Origin of the sequence: Roseburia sp. 831b (genome assembly GCF_001940165.2) — a bacterium.
Taxonomy (GTDB): Bacteria; Bacillota; Clostridia; order Lachnospirales; family Lachnospiraceae; genus Roseburia.
This window is the reverse complement of sequence record NZ_CP135162.1, coordinates 2935890-2951434: the sequence shown is the minus strand read 5'-3', so window position 1 is coordinate 2951434 and position 15545 is coordinate 2935890. Positions and strand designations below refer to the sequence as shown.

The window sequence follows — 15545 nt, the reverse complement described above, 5'->3', positions numbered from 1 at the left end:
ACATTTTAACTTCCTTATTGTTAACCGGCACAAACAATCTGATTGTCTGTGAAAAAGTACTGTGTGTCACAAATCTCACAGATTTTTTGTTTGTGTGTTACAACTACAATTGTTTTTCCTTTCAACTTCCGGTTGATGAGAGAAATCATCTTTTCTTCGGTCTCATCGTCTACATTACTGGTAGGCTCATCGAGTAAGTAAATCTCTTTTTCCATCAGAAGCCCCCGCAGTAAGTTGAGACGCTGCCGCTGTCCGGTGGAAACAAATACGCCGCGCTCTCCTAACATGGTGTCCAGCCCGTCCTTTTGTTTTTCCAGCCAGTCGCCCATGCCGACTTCTTCTATCATGGAGATAAGTTCCTCGTCTGAAATGCCTTCTTTTCCAAAAGTCAGATTCTCGCGAAGCGTCATGTCTAACATCTCCGTATCCTGCGCAATAAATACTGCGTCGATATTTTTCTTCGTCTCTTTTCCATCTACAAACAGTTTGTTTTCTGTCTCAATCATACCGGAAAGCAGTTTCAACATCGTGGTCTTGCCCTGACCGCTCTCCCCAGTGATGCAGACACGCTCCCCTTTTTTCATGGAAAAATGAGGAATCTGGATGGTCGTCGCACCCTCGGCGGTGGTGTACTGATAGGAAACATCTTTTAAGCTGATAGTCTCAAACGCACTTCCGATGGAAGTGCTGGTATAGCTGTCTGACCACTCCGCAACCATCTTATCCATCTCGCGCTGTGAGGTCGCATAAATGTTAAAATCATTGATAAAGCTTGCGATATTTTTTACATTGTGTACCAGCTGTACCGTTACAATTGCAAGGTATGCCATAAATTCCACAATTGGGAAATTTGGATTTTTCGTATAAAGTGCAAGCGCCACAAACATGCAGATTGGGCAAAGCAGATAATTGACGCTCTTATATGCGGTAAAACCAACCTCATTTCCAAAGAAAAATTTCTTTGTCGCCCGAAGGTTTTCTTTGCAATAGCCGTCTGTCTTTTTCATTAGAAAATCAATGCCGCGGTACCTTTGCACGGTCGAAATATTGTGAATCCCGTCCATAAAAATCTTATTCAGCTCTCCTCTCGCCGTTGTCATCGCCTTTAGACTTGGCGCAATCGTTTTCGAACACGCAAGACGAATCAGAACGCCCACGATGGTAAGTCCAAGTACAATCAAGGAAAACCATGGAGAATATTTTCCAATATAGACAATCAGATAGCCGATATAAATGATGCTGATGGACGCTAACAAAGTACTCTGCATCATTTTTGCCTTCCGCTCAATCAGCTGTGTCAAAATGCCGGCAACATAACCGGTATTTTCTTTTTGCAAAACAGACGGCTTCGTCTCGTAAATCTTTTTGTAATAATAGCGGTAACTCTCGTTGCGCACGTAAGCGTCCTGCGTGCCATCGCACATATCGCAGACAAACTCCGCCGCTTCCCACACTAAAATATATCCGACAAAGAAAAGTGCTGCGCCCACAAACGTTTTTCGCTCGACGCTGACAGCAGTCACCTTCGCGAGCGCCACCGTCATATAGGAGTTCATCAAACCCCAGATAATGGTGAAGATTGCGTTGCAGATTAATAGTTTTTTCGGTATGCCTTGTAGTAATTTTCTTATCATCACTTTCCTCCTTCTTGGTAGAGCCGTGAATATACAAAAAGACCGATGCTCTGAATCTTCAAAACATCGGCCTCTCACATATAATTACATTTGTAGTTATACTATATCACGTCAGCGGATGTTTTATGCTAGCAAAAAAGACCTGTGGGACCATGATCTGTCTCACCGGTTTTTTCACGAACATAAAGTTTTTCACTGACTGTAATGTTTTCATCGTTTCTACCTCTTACTTTTTTTACAATTATACGCAACTTCCATATATTGTCAATCTTTTTTTCTAAAAACTTTGTTTTATGATTCTTCTTTTGCCATATAGCCTTTTAGTCTGCGCATCTCCTGAACCCCCATCACAATGCCGATGACAGCTGCGACGCAGTCTGCAACCGGACCTGTGTACATGATGCCATCAATTCCCAGAAACTGTGGTAAAATCAATAAGCAGGGCAGGAAAAAGATAATCTGTCTCGTCAGAGATAAGAAAATACCTTTCTTAGGTTTTCCAATTGCGGTAAAAAAGTTTGCCACAATCGGCTGCACGCAGTTGACAAACGTAAAAAACAGAAAAATCCGGAAATACAAAATGGCAAACTGATAATACATTTCGGAATCGCCTTTTCCAAACAGCGAAATAATCTGTCTTGGCATCGTCTGAAACAGCACGAATGCAAAAATGGAAATCACAAATCCACTGCGCATCGCAAGCTTGTATACATTGCGGACACGCTCCCAGTTTTTTGCCCCGTAGTTGAAGCTTGCAATCGGCTGCATTCCCTGGGAAATTCCGATGATAATCGAGAAAAAGACCATGGAAACTTTATTGATGATTCCAGCACATGCGAGCGGAATATCTTCCCCGTAAACGGACTGTGCGCCGTAGTATGTCAATGACTGGTTCATTAATACCTGCACAATCATCATTGCAATCTGATTGAAAAAAGGTGATGCTCCGAGTGCAATTACTTTTCCAATGTATTCCCATTTTGGAATCAGGTGAATCATCGTCAGTTTCACGGTTTTATAGTGCGTCAGATACGCAATCACCAAAATCCCGGAACAAATCTGTCCGATGATGGTTGCAAGTGCGGCTCCTCTCATCCCCATGTTAAAGCCAAAAATAAACACCGCGTCTAAAACGGTATTGATGATGGCACCCACCAGGTTTGAAACCATCATAAATCTTGGACTGCCGTCTGCACGAACCAAATGTCCGCCCCCTGTCGCAAGAATCAGAAACGGAAATCCAATCGCCGTGATGGATACATAGGTTTTTGCATATTTAAGTACATTTGTAGTTGCTCCGAAGAGTTTTAACATCGGGGTAAGGAATATCTCGCTGACCAGCATCAAAAGCATACTCAAAACCAGCAGGCAGGTAATCGCATTTCCAATATAGTGCGGCGCTTTCTCCTTGTCTCCTTCCCCCATTGCAAGGTTAAAAGCGGAAGCTCCACCAATTCCAAGCAAAAGTGAAATTGCCACGCAGGACGTGCTGAGCGGGAACGCCACGTTGGTTGCGGCATTTCCTAGCGTACCGACACTTTGTCCAATAAAAAGCTGGTCGACAATGTTGTACAATGCACTGACTAGCATTGCGATAATACTTGGCACCGCAAATTTTACCAGCAAATCTTTTACCGGCACTGTCCCTAATATATTTTGTTGTTCTTGTTTCATTTTTCTATCTGTTCTCCTATCTTATCTCTGATGCAAAAATATCCTGTACCAAAATCTGTTTTGTATACAGCATACACGATAGCTATTCTTCCCGTTTTTTCTTCTCTTTTTTCTTTTTCTCTCTTAAATCCCGAAAAAAAGAAGAAAGCATCGTCGAGCATTCTTCTTCTAAAACTCCCCGTTCGATTTCTACCTGGTGATTGAACTGCTCCATCTGGAGAAGGTTTAAAACAGAACCCGCGCATCCCGCCTTCGGGTTCATACAGGCAATCACCACTTTTTTCATGCGCGACTGTACAATGGCTCCGGCGCACATCTGACACGGCTCTAACGTAACGTACATAGTGCAGTCCTCCAGGCGCCAGTCTCCGGTCTTTTTGCTGGCCTTTTTGATTGCATTCAGCTCCGCATGCGCCAGGGTGTTCCCCTGCGTATTTCTTTTATTATATCCACGCGCGATAATCTTATCATTTTGCACAATCACACATCCAATTGGCACCTCCGCAAGGGCATACGCCTTTTTTGCCTCTTTGATGGCGGCTTTCATATATTTTTCATCCTGTGTCATTTACACTCTCCTTAAAAATGCTATACTATAGTTATAACATATAATGTCAAAGGGGAACAAGCAATGGATTTTTGCTACGAAACCGAACGCCTGGTTTTAAGAATTTTAAATACGAACGAAGCAAAAAAAGTCCTCGATTTCCAACTGCGTGACCGAGAACTTTTTGAAAAATATGAGCCTGACCGGCCGGATTCTTTTTATACCATCCGCCATCAGGAAGCCTTGTTAAAATGTGAATATAAACTTGCGTTAAGCCAATCTACCGTAAGATTTTATGTCTTTTTAAAAGAAGATCCAACTACAATTATAGGTACTGTTTGTTTCCACAATATTCTGCGAAACGTCTACGCCTGCACTGAGGTCGGATATAAATTTTCCAGTGCCTACCAGCATCATGGTTATGCCCGCGAAGCGTTAGAAAAAGGCATCTCCATTATGTTTACCGATCTTGGTCTGCACCGGATTAATGCGAGAGTTGCACTCGATAACACACCTTCCATTCATCTTTTGGAATCGTTGTCCTTCCGATATGAGGGCATTGAGTGTGATTCCATTTTTTTACATGGGGAGTGGGTCGACCACATGCGTTATGGGCTTATTCGTCCAGCAGACGATACCAATACCCAAAATGATTGACCGGCTCCATCGCCTCTCCTTCCGTCAGGAATTCCGGGAAACCAAAAATCGCCGCCATCACGCGCTCCTGATTTTGGTAAATCCCCGGGACCCCGAGGAACCATCTTTTTTCCCTCTCAAAACATCCCAGCAACAGATAGCGGTAATTGAAAAATCCATGCAGCAAAAAGCTGTTGTTGCCAAGGTACCAGTATCGTTTTGGCAGCTCCCTTAAATCCTTTAATTCAATTCGCACACAGGAAATCGTATCATCGGAAAAAAGTTTCACTATCGGATGATTTTTCGTTAATTTCTCCCACTGCTCCTCCCAGATAAATTGCGGAAAAATATTGTGCATCGGGACCTCGGTCGCGTGGATGGATTCCTCTGATAAGTCCTGTGGCTGAGTAGATGTGCGTGAATGTTCGGCTGGTTGTGATTGTGCAGATTGTTGTTGAGATTCAGTTGGCTGCGATTGTGCAGGTTGTTGTGGGAATTCAGCTGGCTGCGATTGTGCAGGTTGTTGTGGGGATTCGGCTGGCTGCGATTGTGCAGGTTGTTGTGGGGATTCGGCTGGCTGCGATTGTGCAGGTTGTTGTGGGAATTCAGCTGGTTGTACCTGCGCTGATTTCATTGCTGCCTTTTTTGCCAATGATGGTGCGGGTTCCATTGCTGTCTTTTCTTCATTTGTTTGGATGATTTGTGCATTTCTGTTTTCTGCAGTTGTCTGGGGTGGTTCCGCAATTTTCTTTTCTTTTATTGATTGGAACATTTTTGCATTTCTGCTTTCTGCAGTTGTCTGGGGTGGTTCCACAATTTTCTGTTCTTTCATTGCTGGAGTGGTTTCTACAATTTCCTGTTCTTCATTCGCTGCGGTGGTTTCTGCCACTTTTTTCATGTCCTGTGGCCGCGCAGATTCCCCTGCTCTCTCTTTTTCATCCGTCGCTTTCCACTCTCGGAATCTTCTCGCAGAAATCGGCTGATTGACGCCATCCGTCCATCTCGTCGCAAAAATCCGTTCATCCTCGCAGGCAAGATAAAGTCCATCCGTCTGACCAAAATCTAATGATGTTCCATTTACACCGCGTGCCTTGATTTTTCCTATAAAATCGCCTTTTCCATTCTGAATCCGGCACGCTCCAATGAAAACTCCCTGTATAAAATCCCCTTTTTCGGTAAATAAATATATCTTGCAGGAAACGTTATTGGTGTATGTACCCCGAAGATGGACTTCAATCCGACACTCCTCCCCTCGAAGTTCTATCTTAGCAAACCCGACGTTTCCTGCCTTCTCCTCATTTTCATATAAATAAATGTACGAAACAAACCGTTTGAACCCTGACATTTAAGACTCTCATTCTAATTTTCCTTATTACTATCTATATGAGGAAAATTTTTTCGTATTCCTGTTTACTAGGAACATTCTTTTTTTAAGATACAACTTGAAAGACATCTGGGGGATTTGAGATGGCGCAATACGGAATATATCAGGCTTTTTGGAGGATGACGCAATACGAAATATGCCGGGCTTTTTTGGTAGGATGACACAATACGAAATATGCCGGACTCATTTTTCACGTAATGCAGTCCGAAAGTCATCAGTAGTATTTTTTTAATAAAATAACCTGAATTATATCATGCTTTTTTCTCCAGTTATTAATATGCTCACCAGGCTTTTCGACTAATACTTTTTCTTGTTTGAAAATATTTTAGTAATTATTCCTATTTTCTTCTCAAAAAGTATTGACATATCTTTTTCAAGATGATATTATAATTTCAGTAACAATTATCATTATTGATTGAAAGAGAGGAACGATGTTAAAACGAAGTAAACAAAGGGATGCTATCTTAAATTTCCTGACAACTCGTTATGATCATCCTACCGTAGAGACAGTTTACCTTAATATTAAGGAGGATTTTCCGAACATCAGCCTTGGTACTGTCTACCGCAATTTGAACCTTCTCTCCAAAATCGGTGAGATTCAAAAGATTGCAAGTGGTGTCGGTCCGGACCGTTTCGACGGGAACCCGAAACCGCACTATCACTTCTTTTGCAAGGAATGTGGCGCGGTGCTTGACCTTAAATTAGAGGGCTTAGAACATATCAATGTTTTGGCAGGACAGGATTTTGATGGTGAAATCGATGGACATATTACCTACTTCTATGGAAAGTGTCCAGAATGTATGCGAAAACGGGAATCATAATTCCAAAAAAGGAAAAGAAAAATAATTGACAAAATTATTTTTTTGTCTAAAATTAGTAATAGTTATTAATATTAAAACTCAATCAATCATCATATAGGTAATTGCGAAACAAGTTCGCAATCTTGATTGAAAACAAGGATAGAATCCTGCAATGCAGGATTCTTGGAATGGAAGGTGGCAGTCATTCATTTAGGGCATGACAAAAAGGCTTCATAGTTAGTATGAAGCAGAAAAATTTATAAAATCTCAATTTTAAGCAATCAAAGGCTTAAGACTTCGGATGTATTGATGTTGATGAATTTTATCAGCAACGATTACTGTAACAAGTTGAGCTATGCCAGCCAAAAGTAAATCGGCATGAAGCGTTTTTTCGTTCTGGGTTTTACGATTAGCTACGCAAAAGCTGTCTTTAAAGTGGTTAATAGATTTTTCAACGTTTACACGGATTTTATATGTTTCTTCCCATTCGTCTGACCCCCGTTCCACTCCGGGATAGGCACGAAGATTCTTTTCGGGATAAACGTAAATCATTCTTCCACAGGAAGATGTTGTGCAGGGATTATCACAATGGCATACACGGCGTTTTGTTTTATCTGCTTTATTGTATTCCCATTTCATTTTCGGGCAGACAAATTTCATCGTGGGAATTTTGCTTTTTAAGTGTGATTTACTACCTTCTCTTTTCATAGGAAGCGAAGGATCATGAGGACAACAGGGAACACCATTTTCGTTGATGGTATAACCGTTATCTTCCATAGAAAGTTTAACGCGGAGAGGAATAAATGCTTTTTCAAATCCAATTTCACCGAAAAGAGATTTGTAGATTTCAATCGTGTCAAAAGCAGCATCACCAAGAAAAGTCTTAGGGGCGATAAGCGGATGCTTCTGAAAGAAATCAACCAGGACAGGAAGCAGGGCTTTTGAATCGGCAAGAGATTTATCCTCATCAGGAGAGTCAGATTTCTTTTCCACAACGATATCCGGATGAGCCTTTAGGAACTCTTTGTTATAGAAAGTGATATCACGGACAATACCAAGTCCGTTGGTTACAATGCCAAACTTATAGGCGTAACAGAAATGTCCATTAATGTACATCTGCTGGATTGCCTGATTGGAAGCAGCATGCGTAGGCATGGAACCATAAGCAGCCTTATAAGGATCATAGGAATCATCAAGGTTATGGGATTTCTTGAAAGCCTTTAACTGCTTGATAATACGGTTTGCGTATTTTGGATTATTTTCAGTCACCCAGGCTTCAATGCCAGAGGTATCGAAGATGGTCATAGCCGCCAGATGAGGATCAAGTTTTTGGCATATCGGTTCGGTCATATCAACCATGTGAACGAACATAGATTGTAAGTCCATCAGGAAATCCTGTTTAAAACGGGTAAATTTTGAGGCATCAGGAACAACATCAAAGCCACAGAAATCACGTAATTCCTGAGAGTATTTCAAGAAAACGATTAGGAGCATATCAGTCGGGATTGAGAATATACGCTGAATCAGAAAAGCTTTAAGCATTGGATAAAGCTGGTGCTTACGAGGTCTTCCGGTTGAAGCATGAAAATGAGTAACAAAAGAAACAGGAACAATTTCATCAAGGTTAATGGCTTCATCAAGAAGAGAAAGGAACTGGTATTTGTCGTTGTCGAATTTATTTTGGCAATCTTCAAAAACTTCTGCCAAAGAGAGCTGTTTATGTGTTATCATGTAGGTATATCTCCTTTAGGTGGATTGGTTGATAGTTTCTCACAACTCTATTTTACCATAAACCTTGAGGAGATATTTTATTTTAACAACAAAAAAAGCCGTATTTATGCGGCTTTTGGCGTTTCGCAAGCGCCTACAATCATCATAAAAGAAAAGGAGATTAAAATTATGGCAAAGTATGTATGTAGTGTATGTGGTTATGTTTATGAGGGAGACAATCCTCCAGAAGAATGTCCAGTATGTCACGTTGGAGCTGACCAGTTCAAAAAAGTAGAAGGTGAACTTGCACTTGCTGCAGAACATGAATATGGCGTTTATGCAAAAACAGTAAAAAACAATCCTGAAATCAGCGAAGAGGACAAGAAATACATCTTCGATCAGTTAAAAGCAAACTTTGAAGGTGAATGTTCTGAGGTTGGTATGTACCTTTGCATGGCTCGTATCGCTCACCGTGAAGGATACCCAGAAGTAGGTCTTTACTGGGAAAAAGCTGCTTACGAAGAAGCAGAGCACGCTGCTAAATTTGCAGAAATGTTAGGCGAGGACTTAGAGCCTAATATGAAAGCTACAACCAAAGACAACTTGAAATGGAGAGTTGACTGCGAGTTCGGTGCTACTTCTGGTAAGGTAGAACTTGCAAAATGTGCTAAGAAAAACAACCTTGATGCAATCCATGATACCGTTCATGAGATGGCTCGTGATGAAGCTAGACATGGAAAAGCTTTGAAGGGATTACTTGACAGATACTTTGGTTAAAAAGCACTTCGCAATACTTTAGAGAAATCTTAATGTGAACAGACTTGGAATAAATATGTTTTTGGAAACAGGCTTGAGGGAAATCCTTAAGTCTGTTTTTGTTTTGAAATGAAACTTTTTAGGATTTATAAGTTTAGTCTATCAGCATCGTTTTATTTTTCGGGCTTACTGGGATTCCTGGCTTGACCGGGACTTGGGATTTGCCGAGGGGATTGGGATTTTGGTGGTTTTAGTTTGCTGATCTTTCTGGCTTACTTAAAGATTTTGGATTGCTGGTCTGTTGGTGTGCTAGGGACTGGCATACTGTTTTTGCTTGCTGATATTTCTAAGTTCTCAGGCTCGCTGATGATTTTGGCTCACTGGGGGCTAAGTTCTCTGGCCTGTTGGAATTTTTGGCTCACTGGTGCTTCTAAGTTTCCTTGCTTGCTGGGTTTTCAGGCTCGTTGGGCAAATCCCACTACCATTTCTTTCTGACGCCCATTTTTCACTAATTTTCTCTTAAAAATGATGCCAATTGGCTGTTTTCCCTATCCTTCATGCTCCTACGCCCCCATTACACCAGCAACACGGGGCGTAGGAAGCGTTCTATTGCTTCTGGCGCCCATTTAGTTTACATAACGTTTGTGTTTTCTAACTGTTTTGGGCGTAGGAAAGATTTTTCCATTGACTACGCCCAAACAGATTCATTCTGCCTGGATACTATAAGCAATGTAATAATTTTGTACGAAATTACTTTCCCATAGGACTTATAAATTTGAGTTCTGTGCTAAGAAATCTATGTTCTATTGACATGCATATTCTATTGACGTACATATTTTATTGGAATACAGGTTCTATTGACGCACATGCTCTGTTGACATGCATATCCTATTGATTTGTTTACTCTATTGACATGTATACACTATTGGAAAACATCCACTTCCCTAACATACAACAAGGGCTTGAGAAAAACTTCTCAAGCCCTTGTGTATATAACTTATTCTAAAAAATTTTTAAAGCATTTTTCTTTGATTCTAAGTCCATTCCTACTTTCTGATAGTATTTTTCTGGATTCTACTCTATTCCTACCTCGTGAATACAGGCTCCTGAATTTTTATTTCATTCCGACCTTTGTAATTACAAGGTTCTGCACTATTAGCTAATCCCTGCTTTCTAGCAATGCTTTCCAAGCATCCTACTTTGTTCCTATCTTGTAGCAGTAATTTTCTGGATTCTTATTCCATTCCGACCTTTGTAATTACAAGGTTCTGCACTATCAGCTATTCCCTGCTTTCTAACAATGCATTCCAAGCATCCTACTCCGTTTCTATCTTGTCGTAGTAATTTTCTGGATTCTTATTCCATTCCTGCTTTTTGAATACAAGTTCCTAGATTCTTATCTTAGTTCCTTCCCATCTCGTAAATACAAGTTCCTAAATTCTTAGTTCATTCCCATCTTGTAAATACAAATTCCTAGATTCCAAACCCGCACATCCCGCACTTTCCTGAATCCCAATTCTGCGTCCGGAACCCAGAACGACTTACACTTACTGGAATCTAGATGTGATTTCCTGTAATTTTTCAGCAGAGTTCTTACAGTTTGTGGTTCTCTCGAAGGTGTCTACGGTGAGTGTTACGACATCTGTGGTCTTCTCTGCAATATCATTGACTCCAACGGAACATTCGTTGATGTTATTGCTGATGCTGCCAATGGACTCTGCCATCGCATTGATTCCGGAACGAATCTCCATAATCTGTTCGTTTGCACGATCCATAAACGCTTCAATGCTTCTTGTTGCCTCGGTATATTCTTCGGAGGACTTCATGAATTCTTCGTAATCTCCCATGACATTAACTTTCATGAATTCAAGCGCCTTCTCAAGATTCTGTGTTAAGACTTCTACGGATTCATTTACCTGTCCGGCAATGACTAAAATGTCGGCGCTTGTGTTGGTGGACTGGTTGGCAAGTTTTGAGATTTCATCTGCAACAACCGCAAATCCACGTCCCGCCTCTCCTGCTCTTGCCGCCTCGATGGATGCATTTAAGGAAAGAAGATTGGTCTGTTCGGCGATATCCTGAATTGCACCTGCAAGTGAATTAATCTTATCTACTTCTCTCGCACGGATAATTGCCTCCTCTGACGCTGCCTGAATAGACGCAAACACATCCGTAGTTGCATCGCTGGCACGTTTCGTGTTTTCCTGAATTTCATTCGTCTTTTCCATAACATCTGTGGTAAGAGATGCACCTTTTTGCACTTCTTCTGCCACAATGGAAACACGGTCATTCATGTTCTGGATGTTTTGATTTACACTTTCTGCGGAAGATGAAGTCTCTTCCATACTTGCAGCCAGCTCCTCACTTGTTGCTGAGTTATCCGATGATGCATCATTTACTTTATTGGAAATATTGTAAAGATTATTCGAGTCATCTACAAGGACATCGGAAATACCATTTAATTCGGCTACAATATTGGAAAGCTGTTCCCGCATATGTTCTACTGCATTGGCCATTACACCAATTTCATCCTTCGTCTTTGGAATCTTATGCGTATTGTTAATCTTGAGTTCTGAAATGTCATTGATAACTTTTGTCAAAACAGAAATTGGTTTTGTAATATGGTAAGTAAGCGCATATCCAATTGCCAGACTTAAAATCAACAGTACAACACCTAAAATAATGGATACCGTGTTAATGGTTGTAATTGGTGCCATCACGTCGGATTCATCTGCCTGAACCACAACAATCCAGTCATTTACGGTACACATGAATGCGATGTACACCGGTTTTCCATCGACAACACTTTTTCTTACGTCTGCTGTTGTAATCATTCCTTCGCTCTGGTAGCGGTCTATTACGGACTGTACAACCGGGTTGTCCTGAATCTGTGTTCCAATCAGGTCTTCATTCTGGTGATACAGGTAATTTCCATCTGTATCAACCAGGTAACAGATGCTCGAATCCATCGTGTCGATTCCGACATTGTTCAAAATATACTGGAGACGTACGCCTAAATCGTTTCGCTCGGAATCTCCATAAAAACTTTCATATAAAGTATCGGATGCAGAAATACAGGTGTCATATAAATAACTCTCGCATAACTCTGTAATATTCTTTTTGTTTACAACGGATGAAACTACAAGAATAATTGCAATAACTGCAACTACGGTCGCCGCCAGCATAGCAGTAATTTTCTGGCGAATGCTTGCACCACGTTTTGTTGCTTTCTGTTTTTCTTTTGCCATAATTACCCTCCTACTGTCCTTCCTTTTGTGCTTCCTTCTGTTCTGCCCATAATTGTTTTACCGTACTTGTAACAGTTGCAAAATCAACCTCACCTTTACAATATTCCAACAGTTCTGAACCAAAATCATCTTTAAACTTCTGGTTTGGGAACGCTGTAAAATTCCAGCTTACAGAGTATTTACTGCTGTCATTCATGTATTCCAATACCTCTTTTGCCAGCGGGTCACTTGGACTTTCGTCATCCGAAAATGTATTGAATGGAGAAATAAATCCAAGCTCATTTGTTACATAACTTTTTCCTTTGTCTGAACTATATACCCATTCCATAAAATCAATGGATGCCTGCTGTTGTTCCTTGGACGCTAATTTGTTCACACAGATATAATTCTCAGTACCGATACAAAGTCCCTGATTTTCTTCCCCTGTCACACCTGTGTAGATTGGGAAAAATTTCACATCATCCTCACCCACAACGTTTCCTTCTACCGATGAAATCTGGCTCCAAGCCCAGTTACCATTCTGAACCATGGCGCATTTTCCATGTGCAAATTCCTGCATGGAATCATCCACCGTCTTGTCCGCCAGCTGTGTGCGGTCCGTCACAGAATTGTTGATATACAAATCAAAAATGTTCTGGAAATTTTGTGCATATGTAAAATCTAAGGTGTCAGAATCTGAAATTCCTTTATCCTTGAATTCGTAATAAACCGGTATGTTTGCAAGATGAGTCTGCCATCTCCAGTCCTCACCTGCTGAAAAAGATGTAGATGCAAATACACCATCAATTCCAAGCTGGTCTTTCATTGCGGTCATATCGTCAACAACTTCTTTGAATTTTTCAAAATTGTTCACTTCATCCATAGACTGATACGGTGTTGTCTTGGATGCACTGGAAAAATATTTACTCATAATCGCATTATTATAAATAATTCCGTAACCTTCTACTACATACGGAATCCCATATACACCGTCCCCATCTGTTACTGCCATGTCCTTATCTAACAGCCAGGAATACAAATCCGTATCGCTTAAATCCATGCAATAATTTTTCCACGTAGAGTAGCCTACCGGTCCATTAATCTGGAATAATGTCGGCATATCGCGCTTCGCAATCTCTGACTTTAAGGTCTGCTCATAATTTCCACTTGCAGACGTCAGAATTTTGACTTTAACACCTGTTTCCGCTTCGTATTCCTCTGCTATTTTTTCCCACGTATCTGCCGCCTCCGGTTTAAAATTCAAATAATATATGGTTGCCTGTTCCTTTTTTGCAGTTCCACAGCCTGAAAAGCAGGTCACTGCCATTGCCACACTCATCAAAATCGCCCCTAGTTTTTTCATTGTCATATGTGATCGCTCTCCTCTCTTTCCTCGTTTGCGCATTATTTTTATAGAACTTTTATACAGTGAATTTTTCATTTCCTCTGTCTCATTTTTCCAACTTTCAATTCCATAGCACAAAATTATGTTTTTTGTATAAAATCATAAAAACAGGCCCCTTATGCATTATATTTATACACATTATAACATAGCAAACACACTTTCTGCTTTCTATTTTCGTAAATTTTCGGTCTATTTTGCGTGTTTTCTCTTAAATTTTCGTAGATTATAGTGCATTTTCTACATACTCATTTTTTACAAATTCTCATTACTCAGGATATCTTTCACCTGCCAGAGGTTTGTAATCTCATAATCGACATGTACAGATGACTCATTTTTCAAGCCTTTCGGATTATACCAGCAGCATCGGATTCCTGCATTGTTTCCTCCCTGCATATCGCTGGTCAGGGAATCTCCCACAATCATAACCTCCTCTTTTTTATATGGTCCAAGTTCTTCCCAGACTTTTTCGAAAAACTTTGGGCTTGGTTTTTCTGCCCCAATCTGGTCTGAAATAAAAATATCTGTAATGAGTTTATTCAGCCCTGACTTTTCCAGCTTCCGCTCCTGCGCCACAACCGTTCCATTTGTCACAATCGCCTGTTTCACTTTTCCCTGAAGCTCTTTTATCAGCTCATAGGCATTGTCATGGAAAAATACGGTGTCGCCCAAACGCACCTGATACTCCTCATTAAACGCCGCTGCCTTCTCCACCGGAATACCTTCTTTTCCAAAAAATTCTTCGAATCTTCCCACCAAAACTTCCGGCTTGGTCAATTCGCCTCTCTCTAACCGCTGCCAGTAGGAACGGTTAATTTTTGAATAACGTGAAAGCATTTCCTGCGTACACTCCCCCATTTCAAACATGGAAAAGCACCTCTCCATTGCGGCTTTTTCTGCAAGTTCAAAATTCAAAAGGGTTGCATCCACATCCCATAAGATTGTCTTTATCATCGTAAATTCCTCTTTCCTTTGTTGTTAAAATCTCAGTGGATTCACAAGTTAAAACCCGGTAATTCCACAAAAAAGCAGGCGAACGAACGTCCACCTGCTTTTCTTAATTTCTGTTTATACATAGGTGTCAATATTGCCGCCAAGATATGGTGTAACGGAATTCTCCATCATTTTCACCATTCCATCCGACAATGTCTGGTTCAATTCCATACTTTTATCAAGCATTTCCACCCCTACCGTGTAGGCGAGGCTTGTGGAACTGACAGCTGATGTCGAGTCATATTGGCTGACTGTACCTAATGCAACATCTAATCCTGCTAAATCCATCTGCATCCCAACCTTTCTGCGGTATTTTCCCGTGAAATCATGGCATCTTTTTCTCCATCATCGCTGCAAAACAACATCTGGCTTTTTAAAAAATAGTACTTTATACCTTGCTTTCTGGGTTCTACTATTATGACATCTTTTTCTTGACTTGTAAATACATGAGTGCTATTATTGACAAAAATATTTAATTTTTAAGAAAGCAGGTAGCGATGATGTTTAACCTTTTTGTTTTCACAGAAAATAGGGACGACGATCAGTAGCGCTTGTGCTTATGAAACATTCATAGGTGCGAGCGCTCTTCGTGTCGTGCCTATGTGGAACCATATCAGGATACAGTTTTTTCATCGAAGCTGTTACCGCTCTTTTTGCGGACCACATTGGTATTTTAGGAAACCGGTGTGGCCCGCTTTTTTTATTACAAAATCGGATTTGTGCGTAACTTTTGACGCACGAATTTTTGAAAGAAGGTGATATCATGTGGCATAAAGACGATG

At 40.8% G+C, this 15545-nt stretch carries 11 protein-coding genes and 1 pseudogene; 3 read left to right on the top strand and 9 right to left on the bottom strand.

Features of this window, described 5'->3' with window-relative positions; all coding sequences use genetic code 11:
• Positions 1-20: 20 nt before the first annotated feature.
• The 3 genes from BIV16_RS13670 to tadA all read right to left on the bottom strand — a co-directional run bounded on the left by BIV16_RS13670 (position 21) and on the right by tadA (position 3876).
• Positions 21-1634, bottom strand: a complete 1614-nt coding sequence (locus BIV16_RS13670) for an ATP-binding cassette domain-containing protein (protein WP_075680137.1) — start codon at positions 1632-1634, stop codon at positions 21-23.
• Between the two features lie 291 nt (positions 1635-1925).
• Positions 1926-3308 carry an MATE family efflux transporter gene (locus BIV16_RS13665; RefSeq protein WP_075680138.1) on the bottom strand — a complete coding sequence of 461 codons (1383 nt, stop codon included), beginning with the start codon at positions 3306-3308 and terminating at the stop codon, positions 1926-1928.
• Positions 3309-3390: 82 nt separating this feature from the next.
• Positions 3391-3876, bottom strand: coding sequence for a tRNA adenosine(34) deaminase TadA (tadA, locus tag BIV16_RS13660; RefSeq protein ID WP_075680139.1), 486 nt, complete (start codon positions 3874-3876; stop codon positions 3391-3393).
• Between the two features lie 63 nt (positions 3877-3939).
• Between tadA and BIV16_RS13655 the strand changes: the two genes are divergently transcribed.
• Positions 3940-4512, top strand: coding sequence for a GNAT family N-acetyltransferase (locus BIV16_RS13655; RefSeq protein ID WP_075680140.1), 573 nt, complete (start codon positions 3940-3942; stop codon positions 4510-4512).
• Here BIV16_RS13655 and BIV16_RS13650 read toward each other — a convergent pair.
• Positions 4472-5836: a DUF6128 domain-containing protein gene (locus tag BIV16_RS13650; protein WP_075680141.1), complete on the bottom strand. Its 1365-nt coding sequence runs from the start codon at positions 5834-5836 to the stop codon at positions 4472-4474. The two genes, BIV16_RS13655 and BIV16_RS13650, sit on opposite strands and share 41 nt — an antisense overlap.
• 470 nt (positions 5837-6306) lie before the next feature.
• Here BIV16_RS13650 and BIV16_RS13645 point away from each other — a divergent pair, with 470 nt between their 5' ends.
• Positions 6307-6696: a Fur family transcriptional regulator gene (locus BIV16_RS13645; protein ID WP_075680142.1), complete on the top strand. Its 390-nt coding sequence runs from the start codon at positions 6307-6309 to the stop codon at positions 6694-6696.
• A 332-nt stretch (positions 6697-7028) separates the two neighbouring features.
• Here the strand turns inward: BIV16_RS13645 and BIV16_RS13640 are convergent.
• Positions 7029-8406, bottom strand: a pseudogene (locus BIV16_RS13640) (transposase).
• Between the two features lie 168 nt (positions 8407-8574).
• On the opposite strand from BIV16_RS13640, the gene BIV16_RS13635 reads away from it, so the two are divergent.
• Positions 8575-9162 (top strand): rubredoxin-like domain-containing protein, encoded by a 588-nt coding sequence (locus BIV16_RS13635; protein WP_075680143.1) that lies wholly within the window; start codon positions 8575-8577, stop codon positions 9160-9162.
• A 1526-nt stretch (positions 9163-10688) separates the two neighbouring features.
• Here the strand turns inward: BIV16_RS13635 and BIV16_RS13630 are convergent.
• From BIV16_RS13630 to BIV16_RS13615, 4 genes are all read right to left on the bottom strand, one after another.
• Positions 10689-12389 carry a methyl-accepting chemotaxis protein gene (locus tag BIV16_RS13630; RefSeq protein WP_075680144.1) on the bottom strand — a complete coding sequence of 567 codons (1701 nt, stop codon included), beginning with the start codon at positions 12387-12389 and terminating at the stop codon, positions 10689-10691.
• Between the two features lie 10 nt (positions 12390-12399).
• Positions 12400-13737, bottom strand: coding sequence for an ABC transporter substrate-binding protein (locus BIV16_RS13625; RefSeq protein ID WP_075680145.1), 1338 nt, complete (start codon positions 13735-13737; stop codon positions 12400-12402).
• 288 nt (positions 13738-14025) lie between these two features.
• Complete coding sequence (locus BIV16_RS13620; RefSeq protein WP_075680146.1) at positions 14026-14724, bottom strand: YjjG family noncanonical pyrimidine nucleotidase; 699 nt, start codon at positions 14722-14724, stop codon at positions 14026-14028.
• A gap of 114 nt (positions 14725-14838) precedes the next feature.
• Positions 14839-15051 (bottom strand): YjfB family protein, encoded by a 213-nt coding sequence (locus BIV16_RS13615; RefSeq protein ID WP_075680281.1) that lies wholly within the window; start codon positions 15049-15051, stop codon positions 14839-14841.
• Between the last annotated feature and the right edge of the window lie 494 nt (positions 15052-15545).

What these genes read in the sequence shown, in the direction of transcription:
- BIV16_RS13670 (WP_075680137.1), bottom strand. Translation starts at nt 1,634, where the DNA reads ATGATAAGAAAATTACTACAAGGCATACCGAAAAAACTATTAATCTGC.
- BIV16_RS13665 (WP_075680138.1), bottom strand. Translation starts at nt 3,308, where the DNA reads ATGAAACAAGAACAACAAAATATATTAGGGACAGTGCCGGTAAAAGAT.
- tadA (WP_075680139.1), bottom strand. Translation starts at nt 3,876, where the DNA reads ATGACACAGGATGAAAAATATATGAAAGCCGCCATCAAAGAGGCAAAA.
- BIV16_RS13655 (WP_075680140.1), top strand. Translation starts at nt 3,940, where the DNA reads ATGGATTTTTGCTACGAAACCGAACGCCTGGTTTTAAGAATTTTAAAT.
- BIV16_RS13650 (WP_075680141.1), bottom strand. Translation starts at nt 5,836, where the DNA reads ATGTCAGGGTTCAAACGGTTTGTTTCGTACATTTATTTATATGAAAAT.
- BIV16_RS13645 (WP_075680142.1), top strand. Translation starts at nt 6,307, where the DNA reads ATGTTAAAACGAAGTAAACAAAGGGATGCTATCTTAAATTTCCTGACA.
- BIV16_RS13635 (WP_075680143.1), top strand. Translation starts at nt 8,575, where the DNA reads ATGGCAAAGTATGTATGTAGTGTATGTGGTTATGTTTATGAGGGAGAC.
- BIV16_RS13630 (WP_075680144.1), bottom strand. Translation starts at nt 12,389, where the DNA reads ATGGCAAAAGAAAAACAGAAAGCAACAAAACGTGGTGCAAGCATTCGC.
- BIV16_RS13625 (WP_075680145.1), bottom strand. Translation starts at nt 13,737, where the DNA reads ATGACAATGAAAAAACTAGGGGCGATTTTGATGAGTGTGGCAATGGCA.
- BIV16_RS13620 (WP_075680146.1), bottom strand. Translation starts at nt 14,724, where the DNA reads ATGATAAAGACAATCTTATGGGATGTGGATGCAACCCTTTTGAATTTT.
- BIV16_RS13615 (WP_075680281.1), bottom strand. Translation starts at nt 15,051, where the DNA reads ATGGATTTAGCAGGATTAGATGTTGCATTAGGTACAGTCAGCCAATAT.